At 37.5% G+C, this 12,948-nt stretch carries 13 protein-coding genes; 10 read left to right on the forward strand and 3 right to left on the reverse strand.

Features of this window, described 5'->3' with window-relative positions:
• Window positions 1-108: 108 nt before the first annotated feature.
• Window positions 109-1,041 (reverse strand): VirK/YbjX family protein, encoded by a 933-nt coding sequence (locus tag CTN07_RS03685; protein WP_005298862.1) that lies wholly within the window; start codon window positions 1,039-1,041, stop codon window positions 109-111.
• Window positions 1,042-1,533: 492 nt separating this feature from the next.
• Between CTN07_RS03685 and CTN07_RS03690 the strand changes: the two genes are divergently transcribed.
• The 3 genes from CTN07_RS03690 (at window position 1,534) to CTN07_RS03700 (ending at window position 3,629) form a co-directional block, all read left to right on the forward strand.
• Window positions 1,534-1,977 carry a thermonuclease family protein gene (locus CTN07_RS03690; protein WP_036763659.1) on the forward strand — a complete coding sequence of 148 codons (444 nt, stop codon included), beginning with the start codon at window positions 1,534-1,536 and terminating at the stop codon, window positions 1,975-1,977.
• A 276-nt stretch (window positions 1,978-2,253) separates the two neighbouring features.
• A complete protein-coding gene (locus CTN07_RS03695; protein WP_005298864.1) occupies window positions 2,254-2,802 on the forward strand; it encodes a KwaA family protein in 549 nt (182 codons plus the stop codon).
• Between the two features lie 2 nt (window positions 2,803-2,804).
• A complete protein-coding gene (locus CTN07_RS03700) occupies window positions 2,805-3,629 on the forward strand; it encodes a hypothetical protein (RefSeq protein WP_005298866.1) in 825 nt (274 codons plus the stop codon).
• A 34-nt stretch (window positions 3,630-3,663) separates the two neighbouring features.
• On the opposite strand, the gene CTN07_RS03705 is transcribed toward CTN07_RS03700, so the two are convergent.
• Window positions 3,664-3,882 (reverse strand): hypothetical protein, encoded by a 219-nt coding sequence (locus CTN07_RS03705; RefSeq protein WP_050787752.1) that lies wholly within the window; start codon window positions 3,880-3,882, stop codon window positions 3,664-3,666.
• A gap of 741 nt (window positions 3,883-4,623) precedes the next feature.
• Here CTN07_RS03705 and CTN07_RS03710 point away from each other — a divergent pair.
• The 4 genes from CTN07_RS03710 to CTN07_RS03725 all read left to right on the forward strand — a co-directional run bounded on the left by CTN07_RS03710 (window position 4,624) and on the right by CTN07_RS03725 (window position 7,545).
• The gene (locus CTN07_RS03710; RefSeq protein ID WP_036763662.1) at window positions 4,624-5,088 is read left to right on the forward strand and encodes a GIY-YIG nuclease family protein; all 465 of its coding nucleotides are present in this window, start codon (window positions 4,624-4,626) and stop codon (window positions 5,086-5,088) included.
• A 50-nt stretch (window positions 5,089-5,138) separates the two neighbouring features.
• Window positions 5,139-6,158 (forward strand): hypothetical protein, encoded by a 1,020-nt coding sequence (locus CTN07_RS03715; protein ID WP_005298868.1) that lies wholly within the window; start codon window positions 5,139-5,141, stop codon window positions 6,156-6,158.
• 182 nt (window positions 6,159-6,340) lie between these two features.
• On the forward strand, window positions 6,341-7,198 hold the full coding sequence (locus CTN07_RS03720; protein WP_036763665.1) for a hypothetical protein: 858 nt from the start codon (window positions 6,341-6,343) through the stop codon (window positions 7,196-7,198).
• Between the two features lie 56 nt (window positions 7,199-7,254).
• Window positions 7,255-7,545 (forward strand): hypothetical protein, encoded by a 291-nt coding sequence (locus CTN07_RS03725; protein ID WP_036763667.1) that lies wholly within the window; start codon window positions 7,255-7,257, stop codon window positions 7,543-7,545.
• A 469-nt stretch (window positions 7,546-8,014) separates the two neighbouring features.
• Here CTN07_RS03725 and CTN07_RS03730 read toward each other — a convergent pair whose 3' ends face one another.
• Window positions 8,015-8,266 carry a hypothetical protein gene (locus CTN07_RS03730; protein ID WP_005298872.1) on the reverse strand — a complete coding sequence of 84 codons (252 nt, stop codon included), beginning with the start codon at window positions 8,264-8,266 and terminating at the stop codon, window positions 8,015-8,017.
• 300 nt (window positions 8,267-8,566) lie between these two features.
• Here CTN07_RS03730 and pheS point away from each other — a divergent pair, with 300 nt between their 5' ends.
• From pheS to ihfA, 3 genes are all read left to right on the forward strand, one after another.
• Entirely contained in the window at window positions 8,567-9,550 is a 984-nt protein-coding gene (gene pheS / locus CTN07_RS03735; protein WP_005298874.1) for a phenylalanine--tRNA ligase subunit alpha, read from the forward strand.
• A gap of 19 nt (window positions 9,551-9,569) precedes the next feature.
• Window positions 9,570-11,957: a phenylalanine--tRNA ligase subunit beta gene (pheT, locus tag CTN07_RS03740; RefSeq protein ID WP_005298876.1), complete on the forward strand. Its 2,388-nt coding sequence runs from the start codon at window positions 9,570-9,572 to the stop codon at window positions 11,955-11,957.
• Between the two features lie 522 nt (window positions 11,958-12,479).
• Window positions 12,480-12,776 carry an integration host factor subunit alpha gene (gene ihfA / locus CTN07_RS03745; RefSeq protein ID WP_036763671.1) on the forward strand — a complete coding sequence of 99 codons (297 nt, stop codon included), beginning with the start codon at window positions 12,480-12,482 and terminating at the stop codon, window positions 12,774-12,776.
• The last annotated feature ends 172 nt before the right edge of the window (window positions 12,777-12,948 follow it).

Below are 12,948 nucleotides of genomic sequence, written 5' to 3' on the forward strand. Positions count from 1 at the left end.
TCAGCGAAAATGCTGACCTTTTTTATACCTTCTATATATCCAAATTGATTTTAAGCTGGTGGAATCATAGTAGATAGTATTTAGTTATTATCTCAATAAATAGAATAATTACTTTTTGAGAGGGGTTAAGTTCTGGCAAAAGCTTTGCTCTAATTCATCTAGCCAAGCATAACGTTTGGTATAGAGCTTTCTCTTATTACGATTTAATTGACTCAGGTCTTTTCGTTCTGGCTGAGTTGGAACAAGATAAAAGCTCTTATCAATTTGAATTGCTCCATATTCCTGCCAATAAGCATCGTAATCAAAAGTAACAATACTACTGCGTTTTCGACCGATATAACGCCATGACTTATAAATATGACCTTGATTACTAATACCATATATGTGAGTAACGTTAAGACATCGGGCAAGCATTAAAGCAAACTCTAAAATCAAAGCCTTAGGGCGTAATCCATGACAACTCTTAGTAAGACTTTTAATGACTTGCTGACGATTTTCGATGCCTTCATTAGGCCCCTGAATAACGCCAATATACATAGTTCGATAGGGTGTCGTTTCAAAGTTTACGGTGGTTGCGTAAACTCGATTCCCTTCGCTATCGAGTAACGATAATCCTAAAGAACCTTCTCGCTGCTGACCTCGATTAATAAACAGACGATAAATATTTTCTTCTTGATCAGTCACTTCAGCAAGTTGGTAGCCATCAGCGGTAAAAATAGCAGGGAGTGCATCGGCATGGAAATTATGTTGTAGAAACTGGAAATGTTGTTGAACCGAACTCACCCGACGCTGAGTGTTCCATTTTGCGCAGATATAGGATTTAAATGGCTTTTTTATGATTTTTGGGTGAATTGATAAAACAGGTGATAGTGTTTCATTATCAAACGTTTGAAGCAGATTCTTAATGGTTTTTTGGTGCATTAATCCCCAGAATTTAAAACGTACATCTTGGCGTACTTTTTTAAATCCAGTGCTATCTGCATGGAGATTTTGTGACAAAATACAAAGCTGTTTATAAGTAGAAGAATGAAGAGATGACATGGCTTATTTATAATGAATTAATAAGCTCTATTCTATAACTTAAGAGAATAAAAACTCTGTCACGACTATGTATCAAGATGTATAGGTGGGAGACAAAATGTACCCTGTACCTAACACGTTAATATTTAAGTTTATGTGGATTAACTGAAAGAAAGCTCTGTTGTTATATGGTTTGTTGTTTTTTCTTCGATAGAGATTGAATAGGGTGATGTTAGCAAACTTATTTTTGCCCCATTATTGACTAGACTTTTTACTCATTCACACCCTGTTCACGGTTTTTTGCAATACTAAAAGTTATCGATTCTTCCCATGCTGTTGGCTGTTAATCCCCGAGATGTAATACGGGGTGAAAGGTAAATGGTGCTTAGATAGAAAAGTTAGGCTCAGTTACATGCTTTATTTGTTGTGGCTCTAAATTACTCTCCTTATAGATTTTTTCATAGCAACCAATCAATTAAAGTTATCTTGATAATCTTCTTAAGAGTTCATGATATGAAATATTTGATGTATGCCCTTATTTTACTCTCATCTTTTAACAGTTTCGCATCAGATGATGAGATCTTTACAGCAACAGTATTGAAGTTTGAGCATCCTAATATTTTAAAAGTTGATATTCCAAGCTTTCCTGATGTTACAGGTCGAGGGGTTTATGTAACGCTTTTAGGTTTTGATTCACCATCAATACACGGTGAATGCGATGAAGAAAAGCTTTTAGCTATGAAAGCACTTATCTATATCAATAGTCGCTTAAAGAAAATTCCTGCACGCATAGCCCTCACAAATATGCGTAGAGGTAAATACTTTGTTTATCATGCTGATGTTCTTATCGATGGTTCTTCTTTAGGTGAAGAGTTAGTTATTTTGGGTTATGCCAAGAGAATTGCTAAACATCAACTGGGTAAAACTATTAAACGTATTGATTGGTGTGATACGTGATTGAATTTTCTTTTATATTAATATTATTTCTATTTGTAACCATTTGTTGCATTGTGTACTTTCAGTGTATACACAGCTAGGTATGTATGAATTAATGCACATCATTGTCTATTTTCTATATAAAATGACTTATTGTCTATACGTATAATTATGCATCATGTCTATTAATTACATTAAAAGTAAGACATAATTATTCAAGTATTTCGGTAGTAATAAATGAGTATTTAGGGTAAAAATGCTACATATAAAGGACAGTATCACCAAACAGGAAAATTTATGGCTGTTTTTTTTCGTTTACTTTTAACATTTAGCTCGTTACTGCTGTCTTTCTCTGTTTATTTAGTGGCATCAGATTATAAGATTAAAATATTTAGTTATACTTTTAATTTTTTACAATCTATTTCGACTTATTTTTTCATCGTTATTGTTTTCAGTGTTATAACATTATTTATAGCTAGGTTTATTCATGATTTAGATTTCCCAGTTGATTCTTTTGAATCCATTGAAATAGCAAACGATTCATTTCTACCTAGTTATCTTGGTTATTTCTTTGTGGCTTTGAGTGCTGCATCTTATGATAAACCAATAAATTTACATTCTTTTTTGTATGTTTTTTTTATAATGGCGATATTTATTTATTGTTCAAGAATATCTTTTTTTAACCCTATATTTTTATTATTTGGTTATAACTTTTTCTACGTCACAACGAAAAATGGCGTAAAAATTATACTTATAACAAAAAAGACGATAAAAGATCCTTTAAGATTTACTTCAGGAAAAGTAAAAAAAATAAATGAGTATACTTACCTCGATATGGAAAAATAATAATGAGCTTACTTTTAGTTAAACCCGGTCACAGCCGAGGTCGTTCTTTACCTCTTCATTTGGCAATTAGCCATAATGCAGAAATATATACAATTCAAGACTTAACAGATTGTATTGCTTATACTCCTACTCATAAATTAGATGATGGTGAATGGTTTTTTATTGATAACTTCAATACAACAAATTTCAAAGATGAATTTATTGATGTTCAAACCGTTGTTCCTGCTGACTATGTTCAGTTATCTCCTAACCATTTTTCTTCTGCAAAATATTTATGTGTTAAAGAAGGTGACTTTAAATATTATCAGAAGCTTGTAACATCTAATTATGTAAGAAAAAAGTTCTTCAATGTTAATGATGCTTCATTTATTCCAAATGGTAATATTATTACTTTAAATGATGTACCAGATGCTGTTTATCAAATTAGTACTAATAAACTGTTCTTTAAGGATTTGTCACGTATTAGTGTAATTTTTACTGGTATTGATAGCTTATATCGTGAAGCAACTGATCATGAAGTTATAAGTTTCTTACAAGATGATCTTATTCATGTTGATAATCCTGCTAATTTTAAAGTAGGTATTCCTAATAGGAAGAAAATTGCTTTAGCTCATGAAAAGCTTGCAAGTTTTGGAGTAAATGATAGAGCAGTTATTACTAATTATATACAGTCTTATTATCCTGAAATCACATATGCCAATAATAAATTTATTATTGATGATGAGATTAAGCTTAAAAACTTTATCTATGGCGTTGAACAACGTTTTTATACAACTCTTGTAGGTAATGAGCGACGCGTTGCAAGCTCAGTTCTAACTCTTAATTAAAGCCCCAAATGGGGCTTTTATGATATTTATTCTTTTATTTTATTAATGTTTTTAATAATCTTGCAATTCTAATTATTTCTCTCTGAATATTACGATCATTTTTTGAGCCTATTTCTATAAGTGCAAAACCCGTTAATATTTGCTCAGGCGTTAATACAACACCTCTTTCATTGGTTAAATAGCCTTTTTTAACTGCCCACCCTTTCCAATTTGAATCTAGCGCTGACAATTCTAGCCCTTTATGAAGTTTCATTAGTCTACGACACTCTGGCGGTATCGGTTTCCAGAATCCCACCGAGTGACTGTTCTCACACTTTTAAAACATAGTTCAGCCGTATCTTTTTTTGATAATCCACATTGAAATTTACGGAAATAATAGTTTTTAGTCATTTCCCTAGCCATAACGCCATATATCCTTATTTGTGATTAATGATAATGTCGTCATTAATAGTATCTAATTTACGATATCCGATATAATTCAATAAGTTACATTTAACATAAAAGCAGCAAAGTGCGCACTGTACAGTACGAAGGCGTATTAACTGGCAATATTTGCCTTATAAAAAGTTATTCATGAATTGCTAATGTTCGATTTTCCGAAACTAATAATTGTCCAACAACGAGCTAACTCAGAAATGACATTCCATGGCTAGTTAAAATTGTCCAAAACATGTTAGATCAAATACTCATTCATAACTTATTAATGTGATTTTGGTTTAGTTTTACTTGTTGTGTATATAAACAGTCACCATAAAAATGGTGATTTTATCGCTACTAATTGAAAATTAAATGATTTAAATTTCGTTTTGTATTGAATAAGACTGATAAATACATTTCGTAGTTTCACATCCTATCTAAAGCGTTCGGTATAAAAAGTGCTATTAACTTCATAATATATAAAGATTATATCGAGTATGATAAGGATATTTTATGAGTATATTATTGAGCGAAAGTAAGAATATTTATAATACCCTGTTAGGGCTACAAGGAAATTATGGCACTGTATTTTATTATCGAAAACGAAGACTTAATTAACCAGCGGATTAAAATCGGAATTAGCAAAGATCCAATTAAACGTCTAAAAGCTTTGCAAACGGGGAATTCGAGACGACTTGCATTAATGGGCTGGATTGACAGTGGTACTGATCGTGAGCTTGAAACACAACTACATCAGAAGCACAAAGATCAACGTGTAATTGGGGAGTGGTTTGAAATAAACCATGAAATTGTACTCGACTTATTAAAAGCACATAGTCACTGTAGTTACATTGCAAAACAATCTAGCGCAGGTGAATTGATAGGTTATGACAGGCATGGGATCCCCGAATATGAAGATACGTGGGAATGGGGGACACTCGATAATTCAGACTATTGCCCAGAGTGCGGTAGTAGTCTAGGGCTTAGTTACAATGAAAACTATGGCGGTGAGCGCTGTTTAAAGTGTGGTTTCACCGTGTAGTTGCTGCAGCCCTAACAGGGCTTTAAGCATCATTTTTATATCGAGGAATCATGTTAGATTTATTTACACCAATTGCTAAAGATGAAAAGCAACATCCCTTGTTCAAAATGATGCTGCAAGAGCAGTTCAAGCCAGAACGAGATGTTCTCACATCTTGGGCGCAAGGTTTCAAGGATCGAGATGGGAAGTTTACTTATGAATTTCAAACGACTTTTGAATCATCTATGTGGGAGCTTTATCTGTATGCATTTTTAAAAGATCTTGGTGCTCAAACTGATTTTTCTCATCATGCGCCAGATTTTGTAACTAAATTGGATAGGCATATCACGCTTGAAGCTACTATTGCAGCCCCGCCTCAAGGCGAAGAAGCACCCGTAGGGCATACACAATTGTTTGCTCAGATGGACTTTGCTGAGTTCAACCAGCAATCAGCAATCAGGATTTCTAATAGCTTATCGTCCAAAATTAAGAAGTTCAGGACCAGCTACTCTGATTTGCCGCATGTTAAAAACAAACCCTATGTAATTGGCTTAGCTTCCTTTGACCGACCATTTTCCCATTTTGCGGTTAATCGCGGAATTATAGCTGTTTTATATGGGTTGTATGTGGATGAGGAAACGACTATCGCAATGGGGGCTAATGAGTTGATTAAGTATCCTGTTGAGGCAGTAGTTAAAAACGAAAATGCATCAATTCCTGTAGGTCTGTTTACCTCAGATGAGTACAAAGATGTAAGTGCAGTAATTTATAGCTCGTTAGCCACTTGGGGAAAAATTCGAGCACTTGCTGATAACCCTGACGCAATGAGTGTATACCACACATTTCACTTACCCAAAGGCGACAGCATTATGCCAGAAATTCGTAATACAATTAAAGCTGAGTATAAGGAAGAAATCGCTGATGGCTTACATATACTCCATAACCCTTTTGCAGAGTATCCACTTGATGTTAATACGTTCAATCATGCTCGAGTTGCTCAGTACTTTTTTGACCCTGAGAAAGGAATCAACGTTATCGCTCCCGATGACTTTCTGCTACTCAGGCAGCTAAACAGCTTCGTAACTCGATGACGTTCACCAAACTGTTTAAAAGTGATTCACAACGCGTGTCATTATTACTATGCGGCAGCTTAGGTATTGCGTCGCTCACACCTTAACAGGGTGTTAACTCTCAAAGGAAACTTATGTACGTAGCATCATCAATATCTAGTATCTGGAATTTTCATCGAGAGAATATATCTTGTGAGGGAGTAATGAAAAGATACGCTCTTCTCTATGATCACGTGATTTTTAATCGCCGAGGTGTAGGCATTGGGCCGGGAGAAATGGCGAGCAGCTTAGGTGAGTGTGTATCGATGCTAATTAACTCAGGGGAGACGTTATCAGATAGGAAGTCACTTGGTAAAAATAAAGCATTCTGTAATATTTTTGTAGATTGCTGGGATTTAGTTAGTGATGTGAACCAATTTGAATCAGATGTTCATACAGTTGTTGATGAGTCAGTAAATAATAGAATTGGTGACTTCTGTCATCAAGAAATTCGCCGCATAAATGGTTTGGATGATGATTCATACGCATATAACATTGATGACGTCAAAGAGTTGTACGGTGATTTGAGTACGGATTTAGGTATCAATCAATTGCTATTGAGAGAAGGGGTTGAACTAGTTCCAAGTTATGCTCCAATAGTCGGTAGGGCGCTTTCAAATGAATATTCACATCAAGGTATTGAATGCCATAATTTATTCAATAGTGATATATTGGTTCCTGATTTCGATGCTTTATCTTGGGACGAAATCATTGATCTGAGAAGTGATAAATATATTCATGCTTTTCGAAAGGTTGTATTTGATTTAGCTCGATCAAATCCTGATGTTAATGAAGCATTAGTGAATAAGGTTCAATCTGATCTTTGGAAGCTTGTTTCTGAATCAAAACCTAATATTTTAAAAACATTTCTTACGGGTTTCTTGGGTAACTTACCATCTCCTACGATATTGAATCCTATAGGGATAGGTTCTTTAATAAAAGATACTTACAAAGAAAATAAACTAAATAATAATTATGGGCACGTGTTCTTTATACAGGGGATTCGCGGTTCAGAGAGTTAATAAGGCAATCAAACGGGCCTGTAACGCTTATTGCGGTTCAACTCCGAGGTAATTCAGTGAAGACTATCGATTTTAAAATGTGGCAGTTACGTGAAAAACCAACTATTAAGAAGCAGATAAAACGTTGGTTTAAATTGCAGGAAGGAGCGCCAACCCTTTGGAAAGATTGGGATTTTGAATCCGAAGGAATTAAGCTGCTTTTTAGAAACTATACCAATGACATTAGTGAGCCTTGTTTAACTATCGCTAGCGTATATTTGGAGGATGAGCTTCAGAATCAAGGTGTGCTGAAGTCATTACTAAAACTATGTGTCCGAAAAATCCCCTTGGAACATTATTGCGTTTGAAGATATTGGAAATGCATATCTAATGGGCTTTTGTATAAAGTATGGTTTCAAGCCTGTTAGTTCTCGCTATCCATCTTCATTCTTCATCAACAAGAGCCAACTATGTCGATTTAGTGTAGATAAATTCAATTATTGATGCATTTTTATGGCACTACCAACCATATAACAAAGCATTTAAGAGTGATTCTCAACGCTTGGCATTTTTCATTCTATCGTTGAGTTCAGTTTTTATGGTGGTCTGGTTGCGTTTCGTGGGCACGTTGCTCACACCTTAATGCGGCGTTATCCCTACTTTTCCTAATACTTAACAGCCTAGATAGAACGAACTATCAATCTTCTACCCAGAAAAATCTCACCTCTACACCCACACATAAAAACGAAATTTAATTTAGGCAGCGATAGATACTAAAAAGCCCTACGTTGAGCGAAAAGTAGGGCTTATGAAATCATTTATGACTGATATCGTAAATTATGCGGTTGCTTTTTGCATCGCTTGTTTACGAACAGCTTTTTGGCGGTTAAATACCATAAGACCAAGCAAGCCAATAAACATGGCATTAAAGACTAGGTAGAAACCTACATGGATAATATTAACGTGGTTCATCACAAAAACTGGTAGTGAAGAGGTTAAACCTACGTTACCCATAACTAATAAGATTGCGCATAACACTGCAGCAAATGTACTCATTTTAATTAATGCTGCGACATCTTTGTTTTGCATTTTACTAACTCCCAAATTCAAGCAAGTGGGTAATTTACCGCTAAATGCCGCATTTGAAAATAGAAAAAAGTGCAAAATTGAATGGTAAAAAATGAGTAGTAAAAGGTTCGGCCTCATTCAAAGTTCGCAAAATTTAATTTGGGTCTGGGATCTTATGGGTTAAAAGCGTTTTTTTTTCGTTCAAATCTGCGGTTTTAGTACGATTCAATTTGGATTTAGACTCAGCTTTCATTACTATGTATCGTTATGCGATTTTTATATCTCCCTAATGGACGCCACGAATAGGTGGATGAGGAAACGATGCAACATCTAGACGAGATTATTGCCAACGCAACGGCAGCTATTGAGCAGGCTGATTCATTAGTCGCTCTGGACGAAGTCCGCGTACAGTTTTTAGGTAAAAAAGGCGAGCTAACCCTTCAGCTTCAAAGCCTAGGTAAGCTACCACCTGAAGAACGCCGTACTGCAGGTCAGGAAATTAACAAAGCTAAGCAAGTTGTTCAAACTCTGCTTGTTGAGCGCAAAGATGCTCTTCAACGTGCAGAGCTTGAAGCAAAACTTGCAGCAGAAACTATCGATGTTTCACTACCAGGTCGTCGTATCGAGAATGGTGGTATTCACCCTGTAACTCGTACTATCGAACGTATTGAGAGCTTCTTTGGTGAGCTAGGCTTTACAACAGAAGCTGGTCCTGAGATTGAAGATGCATTCCACAACTTCGATGCGCTAAACATTGCAGAAGATCACCCTGCACGTACGGACCACGATACATTCTTCTTTAACCCAGAATTGATGCTTCGTACACATACATCTGGTGTTCAGATCCGTACTATGGAGCAAAATCAGCCACCACTACGCTTTATTGCTCCTGGCCGTGTATACCGTAACGACTACGACCAAACACATACTCCAATGTTCCATCAGGTTGAAGGTATGTTGGTAGACGAAAACGTGAACTTTGCTCAGCTAAAAGGCATCATTCACGATTTCCTATGTAACTTCTTCGAAGAAGATCTAGAAATCCGTTTCCGTCCTTCTTACTTCCCATTTACTGAGCCTTCAGCTGAAGTTGACGTAAAAGGTAAGAATGGCAAATGGTTAGAAGTTCTAGGTTGTGGCATGGTTCACCCTAATGTACTTCGTTCTGTAAACATCGATCCTGAAAAATACTCAGGCTTTGCATTTGGTATGGGCGTTGAGCGTCTAACTATGCTTCGTTACGGTGTTAACGATCTACGTGCATTCTTTGAGAACGATCTTCGTTTTCTTAAACAGTTCAAGTAAGCATTAGGGGCTAGAAACTATGAAATTTTCTGAATCTTGGCTACGTGAGTGGGTTAATCCTGCAGTAAACAGCGAAGAGCTAGCTCACCAGATCACAATGGCTGGTTTGGAAGTAGATAGCGTTGATCCTGTGGCTGGTGTATTCACTGGCGTTAAAATTGGTCACGTTGTTGAATGTGGTCAGCACCCAGATGCTGACAAACTTCGCGTTACTAAAGTTGATATCGGTGCAGAAGAACTGCTTGATATCGTTTGTGGTGCGCCAAACTGTCGTCAAGGCCTAAAAGTAGCAGTTGCTACAGTAGGTGCTGTACTTCCTGGTGATTTCAAAATCAAGAAAGCGAAGCTACGCGGCCAGCCATCTCACGGTATGCTATGTTCATTCTCTGAGCTAGGTATTGATGTTGAATCTAACGGCATCATGGAACTACCAGAAGACGTTGTTCTTGGTATGGATTTCCGTGAATACCTAGCACTTAACGATGTGACTATCGATGTAGACCTAACGGCTAACCGTTCTGACTGTCTAAGCATTGCTGGTCTAGCTCGTGAAGTTGGTGTTCTAAACCGTGCTGAAGTAACAGCTCCTGAGTTTAACGTTGTTGAGCCAACTGCTGCTGATACCATTGCTATCGATGTTAAAGCGCCAGCTGCGTGTCCTCGTTACCTAGGTCGTGTTGTTCGTAATGTTAATGTTGCAGCTGCAACGCCATTATGGATGCAAGAAAAACTGCGTCGTTGTGGTATTCGTTCAATCGATCCAGTTGTTGATGTGACTAACTATGTGATGCTTGAGCTAGGTCAGCCAATGCATGCATTCGATCTTGCTAAGATCGACGGTGGCATCGTTGTTCGTATGGCAGAGCAGGGCGAAAAACTGACTCTTCTAGACGGCACTGAAGCAGAGCTTAATAGCGATACTTTAGTGATTGCAGACCAAGCTAAAGCACTTGCAATTGCAGGTATCTTCGGTGGTGAGCAATCTGGCGTAACAGCTGAAACAAAAGATGTGTTGCTTGAGTGTGCATTCTTTGCACCTGACGCGATTCGCGGTCGTGCTCGTAGCTATGGTCTACACACTGATTCTTCTCACCGTTTTGAGCGTGGTGTTGACGCAACGCTTCAAATCAAAGCAATGGAGCGCGCAACAGCACTTCTAGCTGAGATTTGTGGTGGTGAAGTAGCGCCTATCGTAGAAGCTGAATCTGAAGCTGATCTACCGAAAGCAAAAACAATTGAGCTACGTCGCACAAAACTTGATGCGCTATTAGGTCATGAGATTGCTTCTGAAGAAGTGGTTGAGATCCTAACTCGTCTTGGTTGTGATGTTGAAACAACAGACGCAGGCTGGAAAGCAGTTGCTCCTGCATGGCGTTTTGACCTTGCAATCGAAGAAGATTTGGTGGAAGAAGTTGGTCGTATCTACGGTTACAACAATATTCCAAACCAATCTCCTGTTGCTGCGCTAAGCATGAATACGCACAAAGAAGCAAATCTGCCGCTTAAGCGTGTACGTGATCTTCTAGTTGACCGTGGCTACCACGAAGCGATTACTTATAGCTTTGTTGAACCACAGCAGCAAAAACTGATTGCACCCGAAATCGAACCATTGATTCTGCCTTTCCCAATTTCAGCGGAAATGTCAGCAATGCGTGTAAGCCTATGGACTGGTCTACTAAATACGGTTGTATTTAACCAGAAACGTCAGCAACCACGCGTGCGTTTATTTGAATCAGGTCTTCGCTTTATTCCTGAAGAGTCAGCAGAAAACGGTATGCGTCAAGAGATGATGCTTGCTGGTATTATTGCTGGTACTCGCAGTGAAGAGCACTGGGATATTGCAACTAACACCGTTGATTTCTTCGATCTTAAAGGTGATCTAGAAGCAGTACTTGAGCTAACAGCAAACGAAGCGGCATTTAGCTTTGTACCTGCTAAGCACCCAGCACTACACCCAGGTCAAACAGCAGCAATCGTTGTTGATGGCAAAGAAGTTGGTTTCATCGGTACAGTTCACCCAGAGCTTGAGCGCAAGTTTGGTCTAAACGGTCGTACTGTAATGTTTGAAATCGAGTGGGATGCTATCAATACTCGTATGCTTCCTGAAGCGGTTGCTATTTCTAAGTTCCCTGCGAACCGTCGTGATATCGCAGTAGTAGTGGATGACGCTGTATCTGCTGGTGCAGTTGTTGAAGCATGTCGTGCAAACGGTGGCGAGCTACTAAAAGATGTGAACCTATTTGACGTATACCGCGGTAAAGGCGTTGAAGAAGGTAAGAAGAGCCTTGCAATTGCATTGACACTTCAATCTGCTGAGCGCACGTTAGAAGAAGCTGATATTTCTGGCGCAGTAGAAAGTATCGTAGCTGTTCTTTCAGAGCAGTTTGGTGCTTCGCTTCGCGATTAATACATGGATAAAGCGTTGGGTTAGCCAACGATTTATTCTTATACAAAGTTCTGTTTAAGTCTTTGTTTTCATAAAGCAGTCCATCGGACTGCTTTTTTTTTGAGCTATCTCTGGTTTTTTTTAAATTTTTTTATCTAAGATTAACTTATTGATTATTACTATTATATTGGATGATTAATCTAGATGTTGTGGTTATATTGGATTAATAATCTATAAATGGTGTCTTTTATGCCTTTGTTTGCTTATGTATACCCTAAGGGATAAAGCGAAAATATCAATGATTTGACAGTTAGCTAACGTAAAAAAGTTGGCGGAAATCAGCAAGTTGGCTTAAACTTGTCTTTGAGTTAAGCTCGAGTGAATCAATGTCGTCCCGATGCGTATTGATTCTATGATGTATCACACTCGAATTAACAATAAAGATTCGTCGTGTTTTACCCGGTTACTTTGTGTAGCTTAAATGCACAATAATAGCATTAGGGTATAACGTGTTCATTCAACATAGTCTTGAGGGAGTTATCTATGGCGCTCACAAAAGCCGATTTGGCTGAGAACCTGTTTGAGAATGTTGGATTAAGCAAACGGGACGCCAAGGATACGGTGGAAGTCTTCTTTGAAGAAGTTCGTAAGGCTCTAGAAAATGGTGAGCAAGTTAAATTATCAGGTTTTGGTAACTTTGATTTGCGAGACAAAAACGAGAGACCTGGTCGTAATCCTAAAACCGGGGAAGATATTCCGATTACAGCTCGTCGCGTTGTAACATTCCGTCCTGGTCAAAAACTAAAAGCTCGTGTAGAAAAGCTAGAAGTTAAAAAGTAATTTCAAGTAGTTTTTCAATAACGAAAGCAAAGCCCAAGTAGATTAAGTTGTTCTACTTGGGTTTTTTATTATCTATGTTCTGCTCTGTGACACAGTTAGAACATAAAATAATAGGAATTAACACTTTCGTCACGTATGGTGTTTTAACCATACCTAAGTCATTACTGAGGCA

It is taken from the genome of Photobacterium damselae (genome assembly GCF_003026815.1).
GTDB classification, from domain to species: Bacteria; Pseudomonadota; Gammaproteobacteria; order Enterobacterales; family Vibrionaceae; genus Photobacterium; species Photobacterium damselae.

Excerpts from the sequence above, each read along its gene's own strand:
- CTN07_RS03685 (WP_005298862.1), bottom strand. The coding sequence starts at position 1,041 with ATGTCATCTCTTCATTCTTCTACTTATAAACAGCTTTGTATTTTGTCA.
- CTN07_RS03690 (WP_036763659.1), top strand. The coding sequence starts at position 1,534 with ATGAAATATTTGATGTATGCCCTTATTTTACTCTCATCTTTTAACAGT.
- CTN07_RS03695 (WP_005298864.1), top strand. The coding sequence starts at position 2,254 with ATGGCTGTTTTTTTTCGTTTACTTTTAACATTTAGCTCGTTACTGCTG.
- CTN07_RS03700 (WP_005298866.1), top strand. The coding sequence starts at position 2,805 with ATGAGCTTACTTTTAGTTAAACCCGGTCACAGCCGAGGTCGTTCTTTA.
- CTN07_RS03705 (WP_050787752.1), bottom strand. The coding sequence starts at position 3,882 with ATGAAACTTCATAAAGGGCTAGAATTGTCAGCGCTAGATTCAAATTGG.
- CTN07_RS03710 (WP_036763662.1), top strand. The coding sequence starts at position 4,624 with ATGGCACTGTATTTTATTATCGAAAACGAAGACTTAATTAACCAGCGG.
- CTN07_RS03715 (WP_005298868.1), top strand. The coding sequence starts at position 5,139 with ATGTTAGATTTATTTACACCAATTGCTAAAGATGAAAAGCAACATCCC.
- CTN07_RS03720 (WP_036763665.1), top strand. The coding sequence starts at position 6,341 with ATGAAAAGATACGCTCTTCTCTATGATCACGTGATTTTTAATCGCCGA.
- CTN07_RS03730 (WP_005298872.1), bottom strand. The coding sequence starts at position 8,266 with ATGCAAAACAAAGATGTCGCAGCATTAATTAAAATGAGTACATTTGCT.
- pheS (WP_005298874.1), top strand. The coding sequence starts at position 8,567 with ATGCAACATCTAGACGAGATTATTGCCAACGCAACGGCAGCTATTGAG.
- pheT (WP_005298876.1), top strand. The coding sequence starts at position 9,570 with ATGAAATTTTCTGAATCTTGGCTACGTGAGTGGGTTAATCCTGCAGTA.
- ihfA (WP_036763671.1), top strand. The coding sequence starts at position 12,480 with ATGGCGCTCACAAAAGCCGATTTGGCTGAGAACCTGTTTGAGAATGTT.